This window comes from Lysobacter enzymogenes, assembly GCF_900106525.1.
Taxonomy (GTDB): Bacteria; Pseudomonadota; Gammaproteobacteria; order Xanthomonadales; family Xanthomonadaceae; genus Lysobacter; species Lysobacter enzymogenes.
Map to the genome: position 1 here is coordinate 177,045 of NZ_FNOG01000001.1, position 23,672 is coordinate 200,716.

General features: G+C 69.6%; 21 protein-coding genes. 9 read left to right on the top strand and 12 right to left on the bottom strand.

From position 1 onward, the window contains the following. Window position 1 precedes the first annotated feature (1 nt). From BLU84_RS28075 to BLU84_RS00740, 3 genes are read right to left on the bottom strand one after another with little or no spacing between them, the layout of a single operon-like run. Entirely contained in the window at window positions 2-103 is a 102-nt protein-coding gene (locus BLU84_RS28075; protein ID WP_425479311.1) for a DUF6053 domain-containing protein, read from the bottom strand. An 8-nt stretch (window positions 104-111) separates the two neighbouring features. After that, entirely contained in the window at window positions 112-1,467 is a 1,356-nt protein-coding gene (locus tag BLU84_RS00735; protein ID WP_074861681.1) for a PepSY-associated TM helix domain-containing protein, read from the bottom strand. Next, window positions 1,464-3,665, bottom strand: coding sequence for a TonB-dependent receptor (locus BLU84_RS00740; protein ID WP_074861682.1), 2,202 nt, complete (start codon window positions 3,663-3,665; stop codon window positions 1,464-1,466). Before BLU84_RS00740 ends, BLU84_RS00735 begins: the two co-directional genes overlap by 4 nt. A 266-nt stretch (window positions 3,666-3,931) precedes the next feature. Between BLU84_RS00740 and BLU84_RS00745 the strand changes: the two genes are divergently transcribed. Together BLU84_RS00745 and BLU84_RS00750 are read left to right on the top strand one after the other, a co-directional pair. After that, the gene (locus tag BLU84_RS00745; RefSeq protein ID WP_074861683.1) at window positions 3,932-4,333 is read left to right on the top strand and encodes a DUF3224 domain-containing protein; all 402 of its coding nucleotides are present in this window, start codon (window positions 3,932-3,934) and stop codon (window positions 4,331-4,333) included. 288 nt (window positions 4,334-4,621) lie between these two features. Then, on the top strand, window positions 4,622-5,707 hold the full coding sequence (locus BLU84_RS00750) for a lipid A deacylase LpxR family protein (protein WP_083382218.1): 1,086 nt from the start codon (window positions 4,622-4,624) through the stop codon (window positions 5,705-5,707). A gap of 36 nt (window positions 5,708-5,743) precedes the next feature. Here BLU84_RS00750 and BLU84_RS00755 read toward each other — a convergent pair whose 3' ends face one another. Continuing rightward, entirely contained in the window at window positions 5,744-6,958 is a 1,215-nt protein-coding gene (locus BLU84_RS00755) for a DUF418 domain-containing protein (RefSeq protein ID WP_074861685.1), read from the bottom strand. A 127-nt stretch (window positions 6,959-7,085) separates the two neighbouring features. On the opposite strand from BLU84_RS00755, the gene BLU84_RS00760 reads away from it, so the two are divergent. The 3 genes from BLU84_RS00760 to BLU84_RS00770 all read left to right on the top strand — a co-directional run bounded on the left by BLU84_RS00760 (window position 7,086) and on the right by BLU84_RS00770 (window position 12,791). After that, window positions 7,086-8,597, top strand: coding sequence for a HAMP domain-containing sensor histidine kinase (locus BLU84_RS00760; protein ID WP_074861686.1), 1,512 nt, complete (start codon window positions 7,086-7,088; stop codon window positions 8,595-8,597). Next, a complete protein-coding gene (locus BLU84_RS00765) occupies window positions 8,594-9,253 on the top strand; it encodes a response regulator (RefSeq protein WP_074861687.1) in 660 nt (219 codons plus the stop codon). The genes BLU84_RS00760 and BLU84_RS00765 overlap by 4 nt, the downstream gene beginning before the upstream one ends. A 379-nt stretch (window positions 9,254-9,632) precedes the next feature. Next, complete coding sequence (locus BLU84_RS00770) at window positions 9,633-12,791, top strand: autotransporter domain-containing protein (protein WP_074861688.1); 3,159 nt, start codon at window positions 9,633-9,635, stop codon at window positions 12,789-12,791. A 414-nt stretch (window positions 12,792-13,205) separates the two neighbouring features. On the opposite strand, the gene BLU84_RS00775 is transcribed toward BLU84_RS00770, so the two are convergent. From BLU84_RS00775 to BLU84_RS00780, 3 genes are all read right to left on the bottom strand, one after another. Then, window positions 13,206-14,639: a hypothetical protein gene (locus BLU84_RS00775; RefSeq protein WP_139174509.1), complete on the bottom strand. Its 1,434-nt coding sequence runs from the start codon at window positions 14,637-14,639 to the stop codon at window positions 13,206-13,208. Further along, entirely contained in the window at window positions 14,632-15,315 is a 684-nt protein-coding gene (locus BLU84_RS26010) for a hypothetical protein (RefSeq protein ID WP_139174511.1), read from the bottom strand. The genes BLU84_RS00775 and BLU84_RS26010 overlap by 8 nt, the downstream gene beginning before the upstream one ends. A 194-nt stretch (window positions 15,316-15,509) precedes the next feature. Further along, window positions 15,510-15,914, bottom strand: coding sequence for a hypothetical protein (locus BLU84_RS00780; protein ID WP_074861690.1), 405 nt, complete (start codon window positions 15,912-15,914; stop codon window positions 15,510-15,512). 413 nt (window positions 15,915-16,327) lie between these two features. Between BLU84_RS00780 and BLU84_RS00785 the strand changes: the two genes are divergently transcribed. Then, window positions 16,328-16,957: a LysE family translocator gene (locus BLU84_RS00785; RefSeq protein WP_193830637.1), complete on the top strand. Its 630-nt coding sequence runs from the start codon at window positions 16,328-16,330 to the stop codon at window positions 16,955-16,957. A 21-nt stretch (window positions 16,958-16,978) separates the two neighbouring features. Here the strand turns inward: BLU84_RS00785 and BLU84_RS00790 are convergent, their stop codons facing one another. After that, a complete protein-coding gene (locus BLU84_RS00790; protein ID WP_074861691.1) occupies window positions 16,979-17,263 on the bottom strand; it encodes a DUF4031 domain-containing protein in 285 nt (94 codons plus the stop codon). Window positions 17,264-17,401: 138 nt separating this feature from the next. On the opposite strand from BLU84_RS00790, the gene gloA2 reads away from it, so the two are divergent. Then, window positions 17,402-17,788 carry an SMU1112c/YaeR family gloxylase I-like metalloprotein gene (gloA2, locus tag BLU84_RS00795; protein WP_074861692.1) on the top strand — a complete coding sequence of 129 codons (387 nt, stop codon included), beginning with the start codon at window positions 17,402-17,404 and terminating at the stop codon, window positions 17,786-17,788. Between the two features lie 64 nt (window positions 17,789-17,852). Here gloA2 and BLU84_RS00800 read toward each other — a convergent pair whose 3' ends face one another. The 3 genes from BLU84_RS00800 to BLU84_RS00810 form a co-directional block, all read right to left on the bottom strand. After that, entirely contained in the window at window positions 17,853-18,800 is a 948-nt protein-coding gene (locus tag BLU84_RS00800) for a DedA family protein/thiosulfate sulfurtransferase GlpE (RefSeq protein ID WP_074863213.1), read from the bottom strand. Window positions 18,801-18,948: 148 nt separating this feature from the next. Further along, window positions 18,949-20,172: an MFS transporter gene (locus tag BLU84_RS00805; RefSeq protein WP_074861693.1), complete on the bottom strand. Its 1,224-nt coding sequence runs from the start codon at window positions 20,170-20,172 to the stop codon at window positions 18,949-18,951. Continuing rightward, on the bottom strand, window positions 20,169-20,774 hold the full coding sequence (locus BLU84_RS00810; protein WP_074861694.1) for a TetR/AcrR family transcriptional regulator: 606 nt from the start codon (window positions 20,772-20,774) through the stop codon (window positions 20,169-20,171). Before BLU84_RS00810 ends, BLU84_RS00805 begins: the two co-directional genes overlap by 4 nt. Window positions 20,775-20,999: 225 nt before the next feature. Here BLU84_RS00810 and BLU84_RS00815 point away from each other — a divergent pair, with 225 nt between their 5' ends. Then, a complete protein-coding gene (locus BLU84_RS00815; RefSeq protein WP_074861695.1) occupies window positions 21,000-21,809 on the top strand; it encodes a class I SAM-dependent methyltransferase in 810 nt (269 codons plus the stop codon). Between the two features lie 156 nt (window positions 21,810-21,965). Here BLU84_RS00815 and BLU84_RS00820 read toward each other — a convergent pair whose 3' ends face one another. Then, on the bottom strand, window positions 21,966-22,427 hold the full coding sequence (locus BLU84_RS00820) for a carboxymuconolactone decarboxylase family protein (RefSeq protein ID WP_074861696.1): 462 nt from the start codon (window positions 22,425-22,427) through the stop codon (window positions 21,966-21,968). Window positions 22,428-22,528: 101 nt separating this feature from the next. On the opposite strand from BLU84_RS00820, the gene BLU84_RS00825 reads away from it, so the two are divergent. Next, window positions 22,529-23,476 (top strand): LysR family transcriptional regulator, encoded by a 948-nt coding sequence (locus tag BLU84_RS00825; RefSeq protein WP_074861697.1) that lies wholly within the window; start codon window positions 22,529-22,531, stop codon window positions 23,474-23,476. Window positions 23,477-23,672: the final 196 nt, after the last annotated feature.

Consider the following 23,672-nt stretch of genomic DNA (forward strand, 5'->3'; position numbering starts at 1 on the left):
TTTATGCCGGGGCCGTTGTGGGAGGGCCTTCAGGCCCGACGCGCTTGCATCCGATCGCGACGACCGCAACGCAAGGCAACGGGCCTGAAGGCCCTGTGACCACGGCGCAGCTCAATGCACGAACGCCGCCCAACGCGGCACCCGCGCGATCAGCAGCCGGTCCAGCGCGTACACCAGCAGCAGCGACGCGCCCAGCAGCGGGAACAGCAGACCGCAGCCCAGTGCGATCGCCGCGACCGTGCGCAGCCGTGCCGGCGCGGGCGCCGGGGGCGCGCCCAGGCGCCCGCGCGGACGCCGCCGCCACCACATCCACGCGCCGCTGAGGCTGAGCACGACGATTCCGATGCACGGCAGCAACATCACGATCTGATTGGCGCGGCCGAAATAGCGGCCCATGTGCAATTGCACGCCCAGTTCCACCGCCTTGGCGCCGAGGCCGTAATCGGCGAAGCCGGTATCGCCGGCGACCGCGCCGGTGTAGCGATCGACGTGCACGGTGCGCTGACCCTGCGGCCGGTCGGGATAGACCACCGCGGTGTAGACGCCATCGCTACCGCGCGGCAGCGACAGGCGATAGTCGGTGCGCAGCCCGCGCGCGGCCAGGGTGCGCGCGACTGCGTCGATGCCGACATCGCGCGCGCCGGCGCTGTCGCCGCCGTGATGGTGCGCGTGCGAAGCCGGAAACGGCGCGTCGCGCAGCGTCCACGGCGCATCGCTCACCGCCTGTCCGACCCGCGGCGCGGCGGCGGCGTGGTGGCGATGTTCGGCCGGATACCCCAGGCCCAGCGGCTGCAGCCCGGCGCGCAACAGATCGCCCCACACCCCGGCCCACGGCAGGCCGGTGAGGATCAGGAACACGATCAATGCCGCGGTCCAGGCGCCGACGCTGGCGTGCAGGCTGCGCCAGAAGCCGCGGCCGCGCGCGCGCCAGTCGGGCCACAGCGCAGCGCGCCAGCCGCGTCCGCGCGGCCACCACAGGTAGGCGCCGGTGGCGATCAGCAGCAGCGCCCAGCATGCGGCCAGTTCCACCAGCGCATCGCCGACGCGGCCGAGCATCAGCGAGCCGTGCACGGTGTCGGCGAAGCCGACCAAGGTACGGGTATAGACGAAGGCGCCGTGCACGCGCGCGCTGCCCGGGTCGACGAATACACGCAGCGGCTCGCCGCGCGCTGGAGTCACGAACACCTGCGCGGTGCGGCGCGGATCCACCGGCACGTCGATGCGGGTGACCTCGCCCGGATACGCCGCGCGCGCCGCCGCGATCAGCCGCGACAGCGGCAGCTCGGCGCTGCGCTGCGGCGCGAAACGCAGCGATGCGTGGGCCGTGTCCTCGATCTCGTCGTGGAACAGATACACCGCGCCGGTCAGCGCCAGCACCAGCAGTAGCGGCATCACCAGCAGGCCGGCGTAGAAATGCCAGCGCCAGACGCTGCGGTAGAACCCGCGCCGATGCGCCGAAGCGTTCATCGCCACGCCCGGGTGTAGCTGAGCTCGACGCTGCGCGGCGCGCCCAGGTAGACCTGGCGCGCGCTGTAGCCGGACCAGTCGGCATAGAAGGCATCGCCGAGGTTGCGCACGCGCAGGGTGTAGCGGCCGCTGGCGCCGTTCCAGTCGAGCGCGGCGTCGGCGACGGTGTGGCCGCGCACGCGGAACTGGTTGGCGTTGTCGGTATAGAAATCGCCGACGTAGCGCAGGCCCAGATGGACGCTCAGCGGCAGGCCATCGAAGCGATACCAGGCGTCGACGCTGGCAGTGCGCTCGGGCACGTTGGACGGCCGGTTGCCGCTGCGGTCGGCGCCGCCGGCCTCGTGCAGGCGGTCGAAGCGCGCCGACAGCAGCGCCGCGCTGGCGTCGATGCGCAGGCGCGGCGCGGCCTGCGCGCTCAGCGTCAACTCAACGCCCTGCGAGGACTGGCGCCCGTCCTGCACGCTGATCTGCGGCTGCAGCGGGTCGCGGGTCAGGATGTCGTCCTGGCGCAGCTTGTAGGCCGCGGCGGTGAGCCGCAGGCGCTGGTCGAACAGTTCGCTGCGCAGGCCGACTTCGAGCGACTCGCCATGGCTGAGGTCGAAGGCGTTGTTGCGCTGGTTGATGGTCAGGAACGAACTCACCGGCAGCACCGCGCTGCTGTACTGGGCGTAGAGCTGGGTGTGCGGGCGCAGTTCGAACACGCTGCCCAGGCGCCACGACGTCGGCGAGAACTCGCGGCCGAAGCCGCTGCGCTGGCCGCTGTCCAGGTCGAGATTGCGCCGGCGCAGTTCGATCCGCTCGTGGCGCAACCCGGCGACCAACAGCCAGCGCGGGGTGAGGTTGAGCGCGTCCTCGGCGAACAGCGCGGCCACCTTGACCCGGGTGCTGAAATCGTTGCGGCCGTCGCCGTAGTCGAGCGGATTGTCCGGCGGCAGGGTGCCGCGATCCTGCGCCAGCAAGTCGACCGAGCCGGCGCGGCCGAACCGGCGCAGGTTGAAGAAATCGGTGTCGCTGTATTCGAAACCGGCCGCGAACAGATGCCGGCGCCCGCCCAGGCGGCCGTCGTGGCGCAGGCTGAGGCGCTGGTTCCACACGCGTTGGTCGTGGTGGATGCGCGCTGCGCTGCGCTGCAGGCGGCCGCTGGCGGCGTCGTAAGTGAAGTCCTCGCTGTTGTCCCAACGCCGGCGCGCGTCATAGACGCTGGCTTCGTTGCTGAGGTTCCAGCGGTCGCCCAGGCGATAGTCCAGGCGTGTGCGCAGCCACCACGAGCGCGAATCCATGCGGCCGTCGCGCACGTTGTAGTTGCGCTCGCGCGCGGCCTTGTCCACCACCAGCCCGAGCGAATTGCCGACCAAGCCGCTGGGATCGGCCGCGACTTCGAGCGGCACCAGCGGCGCGCCGAAATACGCGGTATCGAAATCGTCGCGGTTGTAGTCCAGCGCCGCGCGCAGGCTCAGCCGCGCGTCGGGCTGCCACAGCAGCGAGCCGCTGAAGGCCTGCGCCTGCGAGGCGGTGTCGTCGACGTAGCCGTCGCTGCGGTTGGCGCTGAGCACGCCGCGTACGGCCAGGGTCGGGCTCAGCGGCGCGTTGCCGTCCAGGCCCAGGCGCAAACTGCCGTGGCTGCCGTAGCCGAGCAGCACCTCGCCGTTGCGGCTGTCGAGCTGCGCGCTCTTGGGCACGAAATTGATCGCGCCGGCCAGCACGCCTTCGCCGTACAGCACCGAGGCCGGGCCCTTGAGCACTTCGACTCGTTCGAACTGGAAGCTGTCCCAGTTGCGCGAAGAGAACCCCGAACTGGTCAGGCGCACGCCGTCGAACAGATACGACACCGCGCCCGAGCCGAAGCCGCGCATCGACGCCGCGCCGGGCTGGCCGGGCAGGTTGCCGGCCATGACCCCGGGCATCGCGCGCAGCACTTCGACGCTGTCGCGCAGGCCGCGTGCCTGGATGTCGTCGGCGTCGAGCGCGTCGAGGGTGGCGGGAATCTCGCCCGGCTCCAGGCCGAGCCGGCTGGCGCTGGCGACCGAGGCGGCGCGGGCGTCACGGCGCTCGGCCTGGACCCGCACCGTGTCGAGTTCGACCGCAGCGCGCGAGGCGGGCCCGTCGGCGCGCGCGGCGGGCGCGAGCGCGGCGGCGCAGATCGCGGCGGCGAGGCCGGTGGCGGCGTGGGCGCGGCGGCGCCGGGGAAAGATCGACATGACGGAACGGACGGCCGGGCCGCGCGGCGTCGGCGGCGCGCGAGGGTGGGAGAGGGGAGCGCGCCGCCGGCGCATCGTGACAGGCGCCGCGCGAACGGCCGCGGCTGGCGCAGATGCTAGGGCAGGGGCGTAGAGGCCGGCTGCGGCAAGTTGCCGCACTGCGCGCACGGTGCGCGCAAGCCCGGCGCAACGCGGCGGCGCGAATCGGATTAGCATGCGCCGCTGGGCCGCGCCGACGGGGCGCCGCCGCGCACCGGGCCATCGCCATGCCGCAGATCGAAGGACCGTTCCAGGTGAGCTTGAGCCCACAGCCGGTGCATGCGCAGGCCGAGGGCGCGTTCGGGCGCATGGCCCTGGACAAGCGCTTCGAAGGCGCGCTGGAGGCGAGCGGCCGCGGCGAGATGCTCGCGGCCATGAGCGCGGTCAAAGGCTCGGCCGGCTATGTCGCGCTGGAGAAAGTCGAAGGCGCGCTGGACGGGCGCCGCGGCAGTTTCCTGCTGCTGCATCGCGGGCTGATGGATCGCGGCGCAGCCGATCTGAGCATCGTCGTGGTGCCCGATTCGGGCACCGGCGAACTGCAGGGGCTCAGCGGCCGCATGCGCATCGATGTGCGCGAGGGCGGCGCGCATTTCTATCATTTCGACTACGAACTGCCCGACGCGTCGTAAGCGCGGCGCGCTGCGGCGGCGCGCTGCGAACCGTTCCGATCCGGGCAGGCGCCCGCAGCGCGGCCAGCAGGCTCAAGCGGCAAAGACGCCGCCAGGCATCTCAAGCACCATCGGCGGGACGAACCGTCGCGGCCGCGCCAGCGCCGTCGCCGGCCGATCCATGCGATTTTGTCCGCCCTGCCCAGCCGCGCGGCCGCGCCACCCGATGCGCCGCCGCCGCCACGGTTCGCGGCGCGTCCCGCCGCACCCACCCGCCGCCGCGTCGGACGCGGCGGCGCACGTCTGCCGATGCCTATGCGCGCGAACGTTCCGTCCTCGTCCCTGCTGCTCTCGTCCCTGCTGTTCGCCGGCGCCGCGCTGCACGCGCCCGCCGCCGCCGCGCAGGGCCGCGAGGCCTGCACCAACGGCCACACCCGGCTGCCTCCCACCGTCAATCTGCGCGTGGACAACGACTTGTTCGGCGGTCAGGACCAGGGCTACAGCAACGGCATCCAGCTCACCCTGGTGTCGCCGAACCTGGCCGACTACACCGACGACCCGTGCATCCCGCGCCTGGCGCGCTGGATCAACCGCCATCTCGATGCGCTGCAACCGCCGCAAGGTTTCGAGCAGCGCAACATGATCGCGACCTTCGCCCAGGGCATCTTCACCCCCACCGACTACAGCCGCCGCGACCTGATCCGCGACGACCGGCCCTACGCCGGCGCGCTGCTCGCCGGCCTGGGCTACAACGCGCGCACCGGCGACCGCCTGCGCACCACGCAGTTGCAGTTCGGCATCGTCGGCCCCTCGGCGCTGGGCAAGCAGGTGCAGAACGCGGTGCACCGCGCGCTCGGCGACAAGACCTTCGAAGGCTGGGACAACCAACTGCACGACGAGCCGGTGTTCCGCATCGTCCACGAACGCATGCGCCGCTTCGCGCCTGAGGATGCGGCCGAGCGCCGCTGGGGCTGGGACGCGGTCGGCCACTACGGCGGCAGCTTCGGCAACCTCGCCACCTACGCCAACGCCGGCATGGAGGTGCGCTTCGGCCTGCGCCTGCCCGACGATTTCGGCAGCACGCCGCTGCGTCCGGCCGGCGAGAACACCGCGCCGACCACCCACTACAACACCGGCGACCGGCCGTTCGCCGCGCATCTGTTCCTGACCAGTGACGTGCGCTGGGTGCTGCGCGACATCACCCTGGACGGCAACACCTTCCGCAGCAGCCACAGCGTCGACAAGCGCCCGTTCGTGGCCGAGGTCGGCTACGGCGTGGCGCTGATGCACGGACGCTGGAAGTTCGCGTTCGCGCGCTACCACAGCACGCGCGAGTTCGAAGGGCAGAAGCAGACGCCGGTGTTCGGCAGCGTGACGGTGAGCCGGGCGTTCTGAGGCGATGAACAAGCCATTGAGCGCGGCGCGCCGGTCTCAGCGCGTCGGCTCGTAAGCCGGCCGCCGCAAGCGCGGCCACGCGCCGATGGTCAGCGCGCGCAGCAGCCATTCCAGCGGGCCGTAGGCGAAGCGGCGCAGCCACCAGCGGCTGAGCCACAGTTGCGCGACGAACACGGCCAGCGCGATCGCCACCGCCTGCGCCGGCGTCGCCTGGCCCATCGCGCCCCAGCCATAACCGGTGAACACGACCGCCAGCACCGCCGATTGCAGCAGGTAGTTGGACAAGGCCATGCGCCCGGCCGGCGCCAACCGGTCGGCCAGGCGCGCGCCGCCGCGCGCGAACCACGGCAGCGCGCACGCGGCGTAAGCCAGGCTCAACAGCGGCGCGGTCAGCAGGCTCAGCGCGAGCACCCACAGTTGCACCGCCTCGGACACCGGCCACAGCGCATTCGCGCCCAGCGCCAGCGCGGCGGGCACGCCGATGGCGAAGCCGGCGATGCGCAGGCGCCGCAGCAACGGCCGGTAGTCGTCCAGGCGCGCGGCGATTTCGCGCCGGCCCGCGATCAGCCCGTAGAGGAACATCGCCAACGCGCACGGCGCCTGCAACAGCAGCAGGATCGGCCAAGTGCCGCCGATCTCGCGCCAGCGCGCGGCCAGCACCTGCGCCGGCGCGCCGGTGAAGCCTTGCAGGATCGTTTGCGCCTGCGCCGCGGTTGCGGCCGGGTCGGCGAGCGCCTGCGGATCCGCCCACGCCAGCACGCCCAGTCCGCCCCAGCCCAGCGCGGTCGCTGCGATCAGCGCATGCGCGATGCGCAACTGCGTGCGTTCGCTGGCGCGGCTCAAGCCCAGCAACACCGCGCCCATCAGCGCGTAAGTGGTGAGGATGTCGCCGTGGAACAGCAACACCGCGTGCAGTGCGCCGACGACCCACAAGCCCAGCAAGCGCCGGCGCATGCGCGGCGCGAACGCCTCGCCGGCGCGCGCGGCGGCGCGCTGCTGCAGGCTGAAGCTGTAACCGAACAGAAACGAAAACAACAGGTAGAACTTCATCTCGAACACCGTAGTCACCAGCGCATCGACCGCGCGGCTGAGCGGGTCGGCGTGGACCGGATCGAGACCGATTCCCCACCACGGCGAGGCGAACACGCCGATGTTGACCAGCATGATGCCGAGCAGGGACAGACCGCGCAGCGCGTCTAGGTGTTCGATGCGCGCGTCGGTGCGCGCGTCGGAGCGTTGTGGGGCAGGCATGGTCGCAGGTCCGGTCGGGGAGGACGCATGCTGAGCGCGGCGCGCGCGCCCGGCATCGGGCCGCGGGCGGGCCGGATCCCGGCCGTTTGGCGGATCAAATCAGCGCAGAAACTGGAATACTGGCGGCATGAACGAAACCGCCGCCCGCCCGAATCCGGCCGCACGCGCGCCGAACCGGCGCTGGTGGAGCGGGCTGTTCTGGAAATGCCTGCTGTCGATGCTGGTCGCGTGCTGGATCAGCACCGGCCTGTTGTCGCTGCTGGCGGTGTACCTGCTGCGCCAGGACCTGCGCACCGATCTGGCGCCGCAGGTGTTGGAAGCGGCGATCCAGCGCGAGCTCGAACGGGTCGGGCCGTTGCCGGATCTGGCGACGCTGCCGCCGGCGCAATGCGAGGCGCTGTTGCAAGGCTTGCTGGTGCGCGTGGTCGGCATGGACACGCCGCAGTGGATGTATTCCTACAGCTACGCCGGCGGCCCCGGCGAAGGCCGCATCGCGATCCGTTACCTCGACCGCGACGGCCGCGCCTGCATGTATCCGCCGCAGCCCGGCGCGCCGCTGGCGAAGGCGCTGGCGCAGGCCGGGCAACAGGCCGCCGCCGACGGCGTGGCCGCGACCCGGCGGCTGGAACGCGAAGGCGACTGGATCAGCGTAGCCGCGGTGCCGCTGGCGGCGACGCCGGGCGCGAGCCTCGGCGTCGGCCAGCATCCGGGCGGTTCGGTCGCGACCTTCATGCGCATGACCTTGGGCGATGTGGTCGGGCTTGCGATCTATCTGATCGTGATCAGCGCGATGGCATCGGTGGCGGTGGCCACCTTGCTGACCCAGCGCCTGCGTCACGCCGAACAGATCGCCGACGCCTGGGCCGAAGGCGATCTGGAGACCCGCATCCACGACCGCGGCCACGACGAATTCGGACGCCTGGCGCAACGCTTCGACCGCATGGCCGACGCGCTCGGCGAAGTGATCCAGGTGCGCCAGCGGCTGGCGGTGTCGGAAGAACGCAACCGGCTGGCGCGCGATCTGCACGACACCGCCAAGCAGCGCAGCTTCGCTCTGGGCTTGCAGTTGAGCGTGCTCGATCACCTCAACGGCCGCGACGGCGAGAACGGGCGCGACCCGCGCCAGGGCGCGCTGATCAAGGCCGCGCTCGGCCTGACCGGGCAGTTGCAGCGCGATCTGGCCGACGTGATCCAGCGTTTCAGCGCGCCGACCGTGGCCGAGCAAGGGCTGCGCAAGGCGCTGGAAGACACTTACTCGCATCTGCTCGGCGGCAGCGGCATCGAATGGCGGCTGTTGCTGGACGGCGTGGCCGAGCGCGGCGTCGGCGAGCATCCGCAGCACGCCGGGCAGTTGCTGCTGATCGCCACCGAGGCCGCCGCCAACAGCCTGCGCCACAGCGGCGCCAAGCGGATCGAGGTGGTGCTCAACAGCGCCGGCGACCGTTACGGCTGGACCATCCAGGACGACGGCTGCGGCTTTTCCATCGACGAACACGAAACCACCGGCATGGGCCTGGGCAACATGCGCATGCGCGCGCGGACCCTGCCGGGCGGGCGCTTCCGCATCGCCAGTTCCGCCAGCGGCACGGTGGTGACGGTGTCTTTCACTCTGCCCGAGCCGCAAGGAGATTCCGCATGAGCACCTCGGTCCTGTTGGTCGACGACCACGAAGTGGTGCGCAAGGGCATCCGCAGCCTGTTGATGCTGACCGACGATTTCGAAGTGATCGGCGAGGCCGCCGGCGGCGCCGAGGCGATCGCGCTGGCGCGCGACCTGGCGCCGGACCTGATCGTGATCGACCTGATGATGCCGGACGTGGACGGCGTGCAGGCGATCCGCGCGATCAAGACCCTCAGCCCGCGCAGCGCGATCGCGGTGCTGACCTCGACCGACCAGGACGACCTGGCCTTCGCCGCGATCGAGGCCGGCGCGCAGTCGCTGCTGTTCAAGAGCATGCTCGGCGACGAACTGCTGGCGACGCTGCGCCGGATCGCCGCCGGCGAGGCGGTGATCCATCCCTTCGTCGCCCAGCGCATCCTCAAGGCGGTGCGGCGCAAGCGCGAACCGCGCGAGGACCCGTTCGCCTGCCTGACCGAGCGCGAGCTCGACGTGCTGCGCAAGCTGGCTGAAGGCGGCAGCAACGCGCGCATCGCCGCCGCGCTCAACATCGGCGAGAAGACGGTCAAGTCGCACCTGGGCAACGTGCTGGCCAAGCTGCACCTGGCCGACCGCACCGAAGCGGTGGCCTTCGCCTGGCGCCGCGGCCTGATGGCCGGCGAGCGCGACGACGACTGAGCCCGCGTTCGCGACGGTTCGTATCGCCCTGTAGGAGCGGCGCGAGCCGCGACCGCGACAACGCAACTGCGTCGAAACCTGCGCAACGGTTGCGTTGTCGCGGTCGCGGCTCGCGCCGCTCCTACAGGGGGCGGCCGCTACAACGCAGCGCGAAAAAACACCCGCACTCGCCGGCGCTTTGCCGAGTTCGATCTTTCATGTGTCTTTGGTCATGCCTCAATCCGCAAAACTGCGGGTAGGGAGGCCATCTTTCAATTGCGTTACTGATTACTAGAGGCCGCCCTAGCGGCCCGTTTCGTCTGCGATGCCCACGCGCATCCGCCATTGACCGATGGCGTCCGCCAGGACGTCTTCCACATGACAGGGGTTCATCAACAAGATGCAAGGCTCCCACCGCGCACTGACGCGCAAAAATGCTGTCCCGTCGCACCGCTCCCATTCGCGCTCGCTGCTGTGCCTGGCCGTCGCCTGCGGCCTGCTGGCCGCCGCCGGCGCCGCTTCGGCGCAGAGCGTCAACGGCCAGGTCGGCAATCCCGACAGCTGGCATAGCGAAGAATTCGACGCCGATTGGGGCCTGGACGCGATCAACGCCCAGTACGCCTACGCCCGCGGCCTGACCGGCAAGGGCGTGCGACTGGGCGTGTACGACAGCGGCACCGCGCTGGCGCATCCGGAGTTCGCCGGCAAGGACAACCGCGCCATCGTCATGGCCGAGCAGCTGCCCGACGGCAGCTACTGCAGCAACACCAGCGTGCTGACCGGCGACGGCGCCTGCTTCTATTCGCGCGGCGACCAGGCCCAGATCCAGTACACCGGCTTCAACGCCAACGTGCCGGAGAACATCCGCCGCATCATCATGGCCGGCCCGTACGTGCAGCCGGGCTGGGAGTTCAACACCCACGGCACCCACGTCGGCGGCACCATCGCCGCCAACCGCGACGGCACCGGCACCCATGGCGTCGCTTTCGCTTCCGACCTCAGCGTGGCCAAGTGGTCGTTCAACGGCGTGCAGGAATGGCAGCGCACCGCCACCGGCTACAACGTGGTGCGCATCCCGCGCCCGAGCGCCGACGAAGCCACCATTACGCGCATGTACGCCGACATGAACGCGCAGAACGTGCGCGCGCTCAACCACAGCTGGGGCCTGGCCGACGAGCCGGCCACGCTGGAAGACCTGGACGGCTACCTGTTCGACCCCGAGAACGAGGCCTACTTCAACGTGTTCGGCGACGCTTCGCGCGCCAAGGGCATGCTGCAGGTGTGGGCCGCCGGCAACCACAACGAAGCGGTGACGCCCGAGACCGCGCCGCAAGCCGGCATGTACGCCAGCCTGCCGCGCGCGTTCAAAGACCTGGAGCAGTACTGGCTGACCGTGGTCAGCGTGAATCAGCAACTGACCCTCAGCGATTTCTCCATGCGCTGCGCGCAGGCGGCGAACTGGTGCGTGGCCGCGCCGGGTTCGGACATCGCCTCGACCTATCTCGGCGGCGAAGGCTCGCTGCAAGGCGGGCTGGTGACCAACCCGGACGGCTCGCAGTCGTTCAACATCACCGCCGGCACGCCGACCTACGAGTACGGCCTGCTCAGCGGCACCTCGATGGCCACCCCGCACGTCACCGGCGCGCTGGGCCTGCTGTTCGAACGCTTCCCGTACATGACCGGCGCGCAGGTGCGCGACGTGCTGCTGACCACCGCCACCGACCTGGGCGCGCCCGGCGTCGACGAGGTCTACGGCTGGGGCCTGATCGATCTGAAGAAGGCCATCGACGGCCCGGGCCAGATCCGCGTCGACACCGACGTGATCGTCGACCGCCTCGCCGGCGGCGCCAAGGTGTGGGATGGCAAGGCCTGGGACGACTGGCGCAACGACATCGGCGGCACCGGCGTGCTGACCAAGTCCGGCATCGGCTGGCTGCGCCTGAGCGGCAACAACGCCTTCGGCGGCCTGCACGTCAAGGAAGGCGTGCTGGAACTGACCGGCAACAACACCTACGCGGCGCAGGTCGACGGCGGCACCCTGGTGGTCAACGGCACGCTGACCACCGCGCAGTTGCCGGTGCACGCCGGCGCCGGCCTCGGCGGCAGCGGCCGCATCGTCGGCAACGTGCGCGTCGAAGGCGCGGTGTCGCCGGGCAATTCCATCGGCACCCTGACCGTACAGGGCGATTACGCCCAGGCGGCCGGTTCGACCTACGTCGCCGAGCTCTCGGCCGGCGGCCAGTCCGACCGCATCGACGTCACCGGCAAGGCCGTGCTCGAAGGCGGCACGCTGATGGTGCTGCACGCGCCGGGCCAGTACTTCCTCGGCCAGAACTTCAACCTGATCAGCGCCGCCGGCGGTATCAGCGGCCAGTTCGCCGCGCTCGACCAGACTGCGTTCTCGCCGTTCCTCAAGTTCGGCCTGAGCTACGGCGCCAACCAGGTCGGGGTGGAAGTCACCCGCGGCGCGTCGCTGGCTTCGGCCGGCACCACGCCGAACCAGATCGCGGCGGCGAGCGCGGCCGACCGCCTGGCCATCGCCCAGGGCCTGGCGCAGCCGCTGACCCAGCTGTTCCCGGCGCAGGCGCTGGCCGCGCTCGACCAGCTCAGCGGCGAAGGCCATGCCAGCCTGCGTTCGATCGCCATCGACGACAGCCGCCACGTGCGCGACGCCGCGCTGGCGCGCGCGCGCAGCGGCCGCGGCGAGTTCGCCGCCGACGGTGAAGGCGCTTCGCAGGGCGCGTGGGTGCAGCTGCTGAAGTCCGGCGGCACGCTTGAAGGCGACGGCAACGCCGCGCGCAACGAGTACAACGGCTCGGCCACGCTGGTCGGCTACGACTACCGCTTCGCCAACGGCTGGCGCATCGGCGTGCTCGGCGGCACCGGCCGCACCGACAACGACAGCGACCGCCTCGACAAGGGCCGGATCAAGAGCACCCAGCTGGGCATCTACGGCGGCCAGAACTGGGGCCGCATCGCGCTCAGCGCCGGCTACACGCACGCGCGCCAGGACCTGACCCTGGAGCGCCGGATCGGCTTCAACGGCTTCGCCGACCGCACCCGCGCGTCCTACGACGGCCGCACCCAGCAGGCCTTCGTCGAAGGCGGCTACCGCTTCGGCGGCGACACCTGGGGCGTGGAGCCGTACCTGCAGTTCGCGCAGGTGCGGGCCAAGAGCGATGCGTTCCAGGAAACCGGCGGCGCGGCCGCGTTGAGCGGGCGCAGCGCCGAAAGCAAGGTCGATCTGTCGACCCTGGGCGTGCGCTTCAACCTCGACCTCAAGGGCTCGCAGCAGGAACAGAGCTGGCTGAGCCTGCGCGGCGGCCTCGGCCGTCGCCACGCCAGCGGCGACCTGACCCCGGTGACCCAGGTGGCCTGGCGCGGCGGCGCCGGTTTCGACGCGGCCGGCGCGCCGCTGGCCGACGACGCCACCCTGGTCGAAGCCGGCATCGCCGCGCGCCTGAGCGCGAACGGGCTGCTGGAGTTGAACTACAGCGGCCAGTTCGCCGACGAGGCCGACGACCACGGCGTCAACGCGCGCTACTCGCTGCGGTTCTGATCGACCTTGCCGGCCGGCCCGGTTCGATCGGCGCAGTCCGATCGGCCGGGTTGGGCCGGCCCAGCCATCGGCGCCTCCCGAGGGCGCCGCGGAGCCGCGACGGCGTTTGCCGTCGCGGCTTTTTTATGGTGCATGGTCGCAATGCGCTCGGCGACGAGGATCGAACTCGACGGACATCGAGAGCTGAAAGTGAGATGCAGTTGATTTCGCGCTACCGGACTCTTGGGCCGTTCACAAACCGGGCTTATGCCCGTTCTGTGTCTCGGTGCTCCAGCGAGGCATTAATCGCTCCGAAGGGCTTTTCTCCCGCCGTTGTGGGCCGTCTTGCGCTTCCCTGTGGTCGGCGCGGGATTGTCGTCGGGCGCGAGCCAATCAGGCCACAATGCGGCCGACCTACGCCTACAGCGTCATCTCCTACAGTGTCATCTTCGGACCGCTCTGGGACGGCGAGTCCAGGCCCTGCATTGGGCGCTGTGGTGTCTGTTGCTGGCTGAGTTGTTCGACACGCTCCAAGCTCTTTTCCGCGGGAACTTGGGCCGCACTGTCGGCGTTGATTGCCAAGTGGTGATGCGGACCGGCCGGCCCATGCGGGGAGGCATACCCGATGAGGCTCGTGCTTCCGTCGGCCGCCCGTCCAATCACGACCCCTGTGAGGTTCGCCCCAACGGTTGGATCCGCCTTTACGGCGGCCAAGCCTGCCGCGGCGAGATTGCGCGCCTCACCCTCGCTCCATCGACCATCCGCGGTGATTGCACGACGGAACATCTCGAAGGCCGGATGGTCAGGGTGGCCAGGGCTATTTGCTCGCGCAGGCGCCGGAGCAACCCTCTCGGCCACGGCATCCTTGGGCGCCTTGTCCATTCCAAGGCCCGTATCCCGAACACTCCTGAGCTCAAGCTTTCCGTGGCTGGTGTCTGTAAAGCCGAAACTGTTGCTGGGCATGCCCAGGTCGACCCCGTTGCGTTCGACCTGAGCCAGGTTGAGCTTGAGACGCTGGAGGTCCAATCGAACTTCGGGCACGGCTTGCGAGGTTCCTACCGCAGCGTCGTTATGAGCGGACGCGATGGTGGTGAACACCTGGATGCCGTAGTAGTCGCGATAATTCGAGTCTCCATGTCGACCAAGCGAAGCGCCTTGATCGTAGTGGCAGGCTGCGACAGCCTCTATTGCAGGGCTCTTGAAGCGATTGCCGGTTAGCTGCATGCCATCGGCTCGCAGATCGATACCCGCAGCCAAAGTAGCTTTGCTATTGCCCTCGGATAAGCTGACGCAGTTTGTGGTGGGGACCGCGCGCTTTAAGAATTGGAGCCTGTCGAACTCATCGGCCCGGCCGCCGGAAACACGACTGGCGAGAGCATTCAAACCCACTAGCTCGGCCAACGCCTCGTCCCTACGAGTGAAATCGAGGTAACGCTGGCTCTCCCGAGTCAAATCGACATACGACGCGTTGCCAACCCCATCGTTCAGTGCGGTGTCGACATCGTTGGAAAACCGCTGCAACTCGAGGCTGCGTGCGTTTGCAGTGAGCGCATGCCCGGTTTCGTGCCCAAGCGTGTTCGTGATGATGTCCAGGCGCGTCCGGTCTTTGAGCAACTTGTTCGTGAAGCTGTCCGTACTGATGAAGACAGTGCCGCTCTCCTTGTCGTAGTGGCCGCCTTCGTGTTTCTCAGCGCTTAAGCCGATGTGCTTGAGCGTTCGTTGGTTCGCCGCATCGGACATCACCGCAGCGAGATAGGGCGAGCTCGCGATCGCCGCTTCAACGTCGCGTGCAGCGCCGGGGGGAATGCCCTGTTGTTTGGCGAGTTCGTCGACCATCGAGCGCAGTTGCGCAGGCAACGGCTTAGCCACGATCGACCTCGGTGCTATCTGCGCTGATCTCAATTGAGAGCACGCAAGGCCGTCCCTTGGGCTGATCGCCGGTGGTTGCCCTATAGATGTTTACGACCAAGTAAAAGCTGATGTTGCTAGCCGGCCAATCCTTCCGATATGACCAGAACTCCTTGAGGTAAGACGGACCTTCGGTCCCCGAATACCCTAGTTTGGCGATGTCTTCATTGAAGGCGGAAAAATCAAGACTGCATGTGGACAGGGCGTTTTCGGCAATGCGCGGATCGCCCTTCCAACCCTCAGGAATAAACCGGACTTCAATTTCTTTGCCCGGCATGTCATGGCCGGCCGACGTCACCGTGGCGTAGTAGCGCCCAGCACTGCTCAAGCGTCCTTCCACTACCTGGCCGTTCGGATCCTCCGGATCCGGGCCAAACGGGAGGTTCAGGATCTGAGCTACGGCGACGGCCTCCGTATCCTGGGCGGTCCTCAGCCCTCCCACTAGCTTGAGAACCCGTGCCCGCAGGTCCGTGACCTCCAGTTTGGGTCCCAGCGGGAGCGGAAGTGGGGATCTGCCCCCGGGCAGACGAGCTACCGCGGATGATTGGCCGGCAGCCCGATCAACCGCCGCGGCGGCGGCGTCGGCAGCCTGTTCCGGCGTGGTGGAAATAGCTGGGTCGGAATTCGCGGCCGTCATGGCGGAATTCTCCTTGGGTGTTGTTGGGGCTGGATCAGCGGCAGGCTGGACGCAAGCCGTTAGCCCGAAGAGAGCCAACAGGCACCACGAACCATTCAGAGAGGAGACGAAACGCTGAAAACCATCCCGTTGGCGGCCAGCGGCTTTCCGTATCAATGGGAATCGATCCTTCGCCACGGACTGTCTCCTCTAGCTCAGTTGGCGCGCGACTTGGCATAGTCCCGGAAGCGGCTGAACATTCCGCTGCAGTCATTCCGGTTCAAATCAGGCATCCATTCCTTAACCAGCTGGCGAACGCCCAAGGCAAACCCGCCCTCGATCTCGTTGAATTGCTTTTCCTGCCGCAGAAATTCGACGTAGTCTTCAGGCTGTTTTTCCTTGAAGTATTTCGCGAATGCGACTACTTCGTCTTCCGTCCACTTCCTCAATCGGGCCTGCTGCTCCGTAGCCATCGTGTAAGAAGACACGATGGTCTCGTAAATCGCCTCGTCGCTCGCTCGCTTCTTGCCGGGGCCATTAAGAACCCGAAGAATCCTGTTGCGCAGATTTTCGTCTTCCAACGCGTCGATCTTGGCTTGCAGTTCGGGAGCGATGGGCATGGCGGTTCCTTGTCTGCGCGCGGCATGCTCGAGTCTTGAAAATTATCGCGCTGCGTCGGCTGCGCAATGGAGCACTCGGAGATGCTGTGCGTTGGTCGATAGGGTGGGCAATTTCTGGCTCGCAGCTTGGATCGCCGTTCGATTGGGCGTCAAGACGGACTGGCAGTGAACTATTTCGGCATCGGTTCGCTGTCGCGGGCACAGATTCGGCGGAAATGGAAATGTCCGAACATCGGCTGGGAATCTGAAGAACAACGGCGACGCCGTCATGATCGAGTACGAGTCCCTCTTCGCCGAACCTCTCAGGCCCGAGCCGACATCGATTGGGTCCGTGCCGAGGCCACCCACACCCCCGCCGAATCGGCGATCATGGCCCACCGGCGCCGCCGCGCCTTCTGCCCACGGAGTCCCGCGTGATCGCGCTTTCGTCGTTGCTGGCGTTCGCCGGCCTGGCCCTGGTGATGGTGCTGACGCCGGGACCGAACATGGTGTATCTGGTCTCCCGTTCGATCTGCCAGGGCCGCCGCGCCGGCCTGGTGTCGCTGGCCGGGGTCGGCGTGGGCTTCGTCTTCTATCTGCTGGCTGCGGCTTTCGGCATCACCGCGTTGCTGTTCGCCGTGCCTTACGCCTACGACGCGCTGCGCATCGGCGGCGCGCTGTACCTGCTGTGGATGGCCTGGCAGGCGGTCAAGCCCGGCGGGCGTTCGCCGTTCCAGGTGCGCGAGCTGGCGCCGGACAGTCCGCGCCGCTTGTTCGTCATGGGCCTGCTTACCAGTTTGCTCAATCCGAAAGTCGCGGTGTTCTATCTGGCCTTGCTGCCGCAGTTCATCGATCCGCAGCACAGCGTGATGGCGCAGTCGCTGTTGCTGGGCAGCGTGCAGATCGCGATCAGCCTCGGCGTCAACGCGTTGATCGTCGCCGGCGCCGGCGCGATCGCCGCGTTCCTGTCCGGGCGGCCGCGTTGGATCGCGACGCAGCGTTGGGTCATGGGTGGCGTGCTGTCGGCGCTCGCCGTGCGCATGGCGGTCGACGCGCGCCGCTGAGCGGCGCAGCGCCGGCCCGGTTCAAGGCGCGCGCCGGGCGGCCTGGTCGCGCGCGCGCTGGATGATCGCCCGTACCTGGGCGCGGTCGCGGTGGCGCGAGATCGCTACCGCGCCCAGTTCCAGCGCGCGTTCGCGCATGCGCACGTTGACGTCGTAATGGCAGCCGCTGAGCTTGTCCTGGAACGAGGCGCGCGGCTTGCCCAGGCGCTGGGCGAACTCGTGCAGCTCGTCCAGGGTGTCGGCCATCAGATGCGCCCAGCGATCGCCGCGCCAGGGCCACACGGCGTCGTCGACGTAGACGGTCATGGCGATCTCCGGTTCGATGGCTGCAAAGGGCGCGGCATGGCGGTGGTGGCGGGGGCGGGTCGCGGCGCGACAAGGTGCGCGCAGTATCCGACAATCGGCCCTTCGCGAGCGACACCCCCGCGCTCGCCGGAGCGCCGCATGCAGCTGTCGTCCATCCATCACGTCGCGATCATCTGCGCCGATTACCCGCGTTCCAAGCGCTTCTACACCCAGGTGCTGGGCCTGCGGGTCGTGGCCGAGGCCTGGCGCGAGGCGCGGCGCTCGCACAAGCTCGACCTGGCGCTGCCCGACGGCGGCCAGATCGAACTGTTCTCGTTTCCCGACCCGCCGCCGCGGCCGTCGTATCCGGAAGCCTGCGGCCTGCGCCATCTGGCGTTCGGCACGCCCGAGCTCGACGCCTGCGTGGCGCACCTGCAACGCCACGGCGTCGAAGTCGAACCGATCCGCGTCGACGAATACACCGGCCGCCGCTTCACCTTCTGCGCCGATCCGGACGGGCTGCCTATCGAGTTCTACGAGAGTTAGCAGATAGCGAAAACGGGATGCGCGACGCTTTGCCCTTCGCTATCTCCCAGCTCCTGTCCGCTATCTACTGCTTCACAGCGACCGCCAACCCCTGCGCCCGCCACGCCTCGAAGCCGCCGGCCAGCGGCCGCACCCGCTTGAAGCCGCGCCGTCGCAGCTCGCGCGCCAGGGTCGCGGCTGAGGCTTCGTTGGGGCAATCGCAGTAGACGATCACTTCTTCGCGCCGCTCCGGCGGGATGCCGCTGAGCGAGTCGTCGGCCAGGGTGGCGACGAAGATCGCGCCGGGAATCCAGCCCGAGGCGTCGCGCTGCTGATGGCTGCGTACGTCCAGGATGGTCGGCTCGCCGCCGTCGGCCAGCAGCCGGCCCAGTTCGCTGACCGAAATCCGCGCCATGCGCAGCTCGCGCAGGAACAACTGGCGCTTGAGCAGCTTGTAGCCGACCCACGCGGCGATCAGCGCGGCCAGCACGATCAGGCCGTAGCGGCCGAGGGTGTCGAGACGGTCGAGCAGTTGGTTGACCGCGCGATGGAAGATCGCGCCCAGCGCCACCGCCACGCCGGCCCACAGCAGCGCGCCGAGGCCGTCGTAGAAGGCGAAGCGGCGCGGGCGGGTGCCGGTTTCGCCGGCCAGCACCGTGGCCACCGCGGCGAAGCCGGGCACGAACTTGGCCACCACCAGCGACGGCGCGCCCCAGCGCGCGTAGAGGCTGCGCGTGGTCAGCACGCACGAATCCGGCGACAGCGACAGCCGGCACATCAGCCGCAGCAGGCGCGCGCCGATGCGGCGGCCGCCGAAGTACCACACGCTGTCGGCCAACAGCGCCGCCAGCGTCGCGGCCAGCAACACCGGCGGCAGCGCCAGCCACAGGTTGGGTTGATGGTCCACCGCCACTGCGCTTGCGACCACGATCGGCGGATAGGCCGGCACCGGCAGCCCGCCCTGGTCGAGCAGCACGCAGACGAAGACCACGAGCAGGCCGTAGTGTTCGATCAGATGCAGCAGCGCGTCCATCGGCGGATTCCGGGCGGCGCCGCCGGCGCGCGAAACGGCGGCCGGCGTGGCGATGGCGTGCAGTCTCCGCGCGCCGCGCGGGCCGCGCAATCGCGCCGGGAGCACGCAGCGTTGCAGGCGCGCCGCGTCGGCGCGCCCCGATGCGCTGTCAGTCGCGTGCGTCGCCGTCCAGGCCGTGCAGCGCGCGCCCGCGCCAGGCGAGCGCGGTCAGCACCGCCAGGATCAGCGCAGCGGTCGCCAGCAGCGGCGCCGCGCCGAAGCGCTCCACCGCGGCGCCGGCCGCGATCATCGCCAGCGGCAGGCTCGACAGGCTCAACGCCGCGGTCGCGCCCAGCGCATGGCTGCGCAGCGAGGCCGGCGCGCGCCGCATCAACTGCGCGTTCTCGATCGGCGCCAGCGGCCCGGCGCCGAACCCGGCCAGCGCGCCGGCCGCGATCAGCCACGCCGGCGAGGGCTGCAGCGCGAGCAGGCCGGCGGCCGCGGCGAGCAGGGCGCAGCCGGCCAGGAACACCGGCCGCCGGCGCAGGCGATGGACGTTGAGCGCGTACAACAGCGCCGACAACGCCGAGGCGCCGCCGGCCGCGGACAGGAACAGGCCCAGTTCCAGGGCCTCGCGGCCCTGCGAGCGGTACAGCGCCGGCATCACCACGGTTTCGATCGCGCCGAACGCGGCCACGAACACCGTCGCCAGCAGCACCAGCGCGCGCAGCAGCGGCTGGCCGAGGACGAAGCGCAGGCCGGCCAGCGCGCCGCGCCAGCCGGCGTGATCGACATGGACGCGGCGGCGGCGCGCGCCAGGCAGCGACAGCGCATCGAGCACGGCGGCGACGAGCGAACACGCGGCGGTGAGCCACAGCGTCGCGGCCATGCCGACCATCGAGATCGCCGCGCCGGCCAGCGCCGGGCCGGCGAGCACGGCGAGGTTGGCGAGCATTTCGTCGAGCGAGGTGGCGCGCTCCAGCGGCATGCGCGCCAGCCGCGCCAGTTCCGGGCGGCGCGAATCGGCGGCCACCCGGGTCGGCCCGTCGAGCACCGCGCCGATCGCGATCAGCAGCAACAGCAGCGGCAGGCTCAGCCAGTCCAGCGCGTGCAGCACCGGCACCGCGGCGACCGAGACGGCGCTGACCAGATCGCCGCACACCGCGACTTTGCGCGGGCCGAAGCGCTCGATCAGGCTGCCGCCGAACAGCATGCCGGCGACCAGCGGCACGGTGCCGGCCGCGGCGGCCAGGCCGGCCTGGGCCGGGCTGTCGGTGAGTTCGAGTACGAACCACGGCATCGCCACCATCGCCACCGAATTGCCGAGCGCGCCGAAACAGCCGGCGAACAGGCTGCCCAGCAACGGCAGCCGCCGGCGCGCGGTCGCGTTCATCGCCCACCGTGCGGGCGCAGCAGGCGTTCGAGCAACAGCCGCAGGGTGGCGCGCTCTCGCGCCAGGTCGAAGTGCGGGTCGAGCGCGGCGCGCATCAGCGCGCCTTCCATCAGCGCCAGCAGCCAGATCGCCAGCGCCTGCGGCTCCACGCCGGGATCGATCTGGCCGTGCTGCGCGGCATCGCCCAGCAGGCGTTCGAGGTCGGCCTTGATCAGCGCGTCGTCGCGCTCGAACACCGCGGCCAGGCGCGGATGGCGCAAGGCTTCGGCGGCGGTTTCCAGGGTCAGCGCGGCGTAGCGCCGCTGGACCACCAGCGCCAGCACCGTGTCGGCCAACTCCAGCAGCGCGCCGTAGCGGTCCTCGCGCGCGTGCAGCGCGGCGAAATGGGCGGCGGCGTCGCGCCGGTCCTGCTCGACCACCTCGGCGAAGATCGCGTCCTTGCTGTCGAAGTAATGGAACAAATGGCCCGGGCTCATGCCGGCGCGACGGCCGATGTCGGCGGTGCGGGTGCGGTGAAAGCCTTTCTCGGCGAAGCACTCCAGCGCGGCCTCGACGATCTGCTGGCGGCGCTGCTGGTGCTGGACGGGGTCGATCGGACGCATGGCGGAGTCATTAATAGATCAGTTGGTCTATTAATAAACGATTGTTTTAATTGAAAAATCCGACTTAAGGCGGAGGGCGCCCGGGCCGTTTCGGCGGCGTTGAAGCGGCCTGCCTACGCCTGAACGTCACGGCGCGCTGCGCACAATCCGGGCTCGCTGCGCGTGCGGTACGGCCGCAATCCCGGCGCAGTCGTGGTGCCGCCGTTCCCTCCCGGAGAGCTTTCGATGCGCTTGGAAGGCAGTCAGGAAACCCTGCTGATCACCCTCTACGCCAAGGCGATGGACAACCGCGCCGCACATCCGCTCCTGCACGACCGCCTCGCCGACGATCTGGTCCGGCGCATCGATTACGACTTCGAACGTTTCGGCCTGAGCCCGCTGGACATCCGCGGCCTGGCGCTGCGCTCGCTGGCGATCGACCACTGGACGCGCGCGGCGCTGCAATCGCGCCACGACACCTTGGTGCTGCATTTGGCCTGCGGCCTGGATTCGCGCATCTACCGGGTCGATCCGGCGCTGGACGTGGACTGGCTGGACATCGACTTCCCGGAAGTGATCCGGCTGCGGCGCGAGCTGCTGCCGCAGCGGCTGGGCAAGTACCGCACCCTGGCCAGCAACGTGATGGAGCCGGACTGGATCGGCAAGCTCGATCCGGACCGGCCGGTGCTGGTGATCGCCGAGGGCCTGTTCCCGTACCTCGACGAAGACCGCGCGCGCGAATTGGTGCGGCGGCTGATCGAGCATTTCCCGCAGGGCGGGCAACTGCTGTGCGACGTCTACAACCGGCTCGCGCTGCGGTTGCTGCGGCACGCGCGGATGATCCGCGTCACCGACGCGCGCATCGGCGAGTGGCAGGCGCGCGACGCCGCCGCGCTGCAGGACTGGCATCCGCGCCTGCAGTTGATCGACCAGGCGCGCTACTCGCAACTGCCCGAAACCGCCGCGCTGCCGCGCACACAGCGTTGGGCGTTGCGCTTGTACGAACGCTCGCGCTGGCTGCGCGATCTGGGCAGCGTCGCGCGCTACCGTTTCTGAGCGCCCCGTTCGCCGCGAAACACCGATTCCCCCTGTAGGAGCGGCGCGAGCCGCGACCGCGACACCACGCTGACGACGCAACCGCGGTGTCGCGGTCGCGGCTCGCGCCGCTCCTACAGGGGCTACGGCCGCATCGTCGCGGACGGCCGCGACTCATCAACCAGCCGACAACGCCGGATCCGGCTTGCGGAACGCGATCGCCAGCCGGTTCCACGCGTTCATCGCGATCGCCGTGTACGTCAGCGCGACCAGATCCGAATCGCTGAACTGCGCGCGCGCCCGGGTGTACACCGCATCGTCCACCGGCGACTGATCGCGCTGGTCGCCGACATAGGTGATCGCCTCGGCCCAGGCCAGCGCGGCGCGTTCGCGTTCGCTGAAAGGCCCTTCCGGCCACACCCGCAGCAGGTGCAGGCGGTGCTGGCTCTCGCCGCGCGCGGTCGCTTCGTCGGTGTGGGCGCGGATGCAGTAGGCGCAGCCGTTGATCTGCGAGACGCGCACGTTGACCAGATCGATCAGCGACGCTTCCAGGCCGCTGTGTTCGATGTACTTGTGCAGGCCCAGCAGCGCTTGGGTGCCACGCGGGTCGACCTTGTTGTAATCCAGGCGGGCGGACATGGGGCTTTCTCAGGTTAGGCGTCGTGCGACGCGGTGACGCCACGTTAGGATGTTCATCGCTGTAATACATTTCCCCAAACGCGCAAGCCGGGTTTGCACCGATGAACAAGCCTTCCGCGCCCGCCGCCGACCGCGCCGGGCTGGCCTGGGACGATTACCGCTTCCTGCTCGCGGTCGGCCGCGCCGGCTCGCTCAACGGCGCGGCCAAGCGTCTGGCGGTCAGCCATCCCACCGTGTTCCGCCGCATCAACGCGATCGAGCGCGCGCTCGGCGTGCGCCTGTTCGAGCGCGCGCGCGACGGCTATACGCCCACGCCGAACGGCGAGGAGGCCATCGCCGCGGCGGCCGAGATCGAGGCGCGCATCGCCGCGGCCGAGCGACGCCTGTCCGGGCTCGACGCGCGGCCGACCGGCAAGGTCCGCCTGACCACGGTCGAGCCGCTGCTGTACGGGGTGGTGCCGCCGCTGCTGGCGCGCTTCCGCCGCGCTCATCCCGGGATCGTGCTGCAGGTGACCGCCGATAATCACACCCAGGATCTGGCCCGGCACGAGGCCGACCTGGCCCTGCGCCCCGGCGGCGAACCGCCGGAGGGGCTGGTCGGGCGCAAGGTCGCGCGCCTGGCCAGCGCGGTATACCGTCCGCGCGCGCTGCGCCTGCCGCGCGGCGCCGGGCCGGAGGATCTGGACGGCTACGACTGGCTCGCGCCGGCCGGCAATCTCGCCCACATCGCGATGGCGCAGTGGCTGCGGCGCATGCAGTACGACCGGCGCACGGTGTTCAGCGCCAACAGCCTGCTGGCGTTGCGCGACGCCGCCGCGGCCGGCATGGGCCTGACGGTGTTGCCGTGTTATCTGGGCGACGCCGAGCGCGGACTGGTCCGGGTCGGCGCGCCGGTCGAGGCGATGGGCGCCGACTTGTGGCTGCTCAACCACCCGGACCTGCGCCGCACCGAGCGCGTGCGTGCGCTCGCCGACGCGCTGCGCGAGGGGCTGCGCGAGCTGCAGCCGCGCCTGTCCGGTGTGCCGCAGGCGGCCGGCGCGACGCCTTAGCGCTGCACGGGCCTGCTAACCGTGAAGCAGGTCCACATGAACAAACGGCATCACAAGTCCACAGTTGCATCTGAAACCTGTGACGTCGGACACGTCGTATTAGGAAAATTCCTACACGCTTTAGAGCACTCCGACGACAGTTTCTATTGCGCGCAACAAGCATCTTTTGAATCGCTCGACGGCACAACCGAGTCAC

What these genes read in the sequence shown, in the direction of transcription:
- BLU84_RS00735 (WP_074861681.1), bottom strand. Translation starts at nt 1,467, where the DNA reads ATGAACGCTTCGGCGCATCGGCGCGGGTTCTACCGCAGCGTCTGGCGC.
- BLU84_RS00740 (WP_074861682.1), bottom strand. Translation starts at nt 3,665, where the DNA reads ATGTCGATCTTTCCCCGGCGCCGCCGCGCCCACGCCGCCACCGGCCTC.
- BLU84_RS00745 (WP_074861683.1), top strand. Translation starts at nt 3,932, where the DNA reads ATGCCGCAGATCGAAGGACCGTTCCAGGTGAGCTTGAGCCCACAGCCG.
- BLU84_RS00750 (WP_083382218.1), top strand. Translation starts at nt 4,622, where the DNA reads ATGCCTATGCGCGCGAACGTTCCGTCCTCGTCCCTGCTGCTCTCGTCC.
- BLU84_RS00755 (WP_074861685.1), bottom strand. Translation starts at nt 6,958, where the DNA reads ATGCCTGCCCCACAACGCTCCGACGCGCGCACCGACGCGCGCATCGAA.
- BLU84_RS00760 (WP_074861686.1), top strand. Translation starts at nt 7,086, where the DNA reads ATGAACGAAACCGCCGCCCGCCCGAATCCGGCCGCACGCGCGCCGAAC.
- BLU84_RS00765 (WP_074861687.1), top strand. Translation starts at nt 8,594, where the DNA reads ATGAGCACCTCGGTCCTGTTGGTCGACGACCACGAAGTGGTGCGCAAG.
- BLU84_RS00770 (WP_074861688.1), top strand. Translation starts at nt 9,633, where the DNA reads ATGCAAGGCTCCCACCGCGCACTGACGCGCAAAAATGCTGTCCCGTCG.
- BLU84_RS26010 (WP_139174511.1), bottom strand. Translation starts at nt 15,315, where the DNA reads ATGACGGCCGCGAATTCCGACCCAGCTATTTCCACCACGCCGGAACAG.
- BLU84_RS00780 (WP_074861690.1), bottom strand. Translation starts at nt 15,914, where the DNA reads ATGCCCATCGCTCCCGAACTGCAAGCCAAGATCGACGCGTTGGAAGAC.
- BLU84_RS00790 (WP_074861691.1), bottom strand. Translation starts at nt 17,263, where the DNA reads ATGACCGTCTACGTCGACGACGCCGTGTGGCCCTGGCGCGGCGATCGC.
- gloA2 (WP_074861692.1), top strand. Translation starts at nt 17,402, where the DNA reads ATGCAGCTGTCGTCCATCCATCACGTCGCGATCATCTGCGCCGATTAC.
- BLU84_RS00800 (WP_074863213.1), bottom strand. Translation starts at nt 18,800, where the DNA reads ATGGACGCGCTGCTGCATCTGATCGAACACTACGGCCTGCTCGTGGTC.
- BLU84_RS00805 (WP_074861693.1), bottom strand. Translation starts at nt 20,172, where the DNA reads ATGAACGCGACCGCGCGCCGGCGGCTGCCGTTGCTGGGCAGCCTGTTC.
- BLU84_RS00810 (WP_074861694.1), bottom strand. Translation starts at nt 20,774, where the DNA reads ATGCGTCCGATCGACCCCGTCCAGCACCAGCAGCGCCGCCAGCAGATC.
- BLU84_RS00815 (WP_074861695.1), top strand. Translation starts at nt 21,000, where the DNA reads ATGCGCTTGGAAGGCAGTCAGGAAACCCTGCTGATCACCCTCTACGCC.
- BLU84_RS00820 (WP_074861696.1), bottom strand. Translation starts at nt 22,427, where the DNA reads ATGTCCGCCCGCCTGGATTACAACAAGGTCGACCCGCGTGGCACCCAA.
- BLU84_RS00825 (WP_074861697.1), top strand. Translation starts at nt 22,529, where the DNA reads ATGAACAAGCCTTCCGCGCCCGCCGCCGACCGCGCCGGGCTGGCCTGG.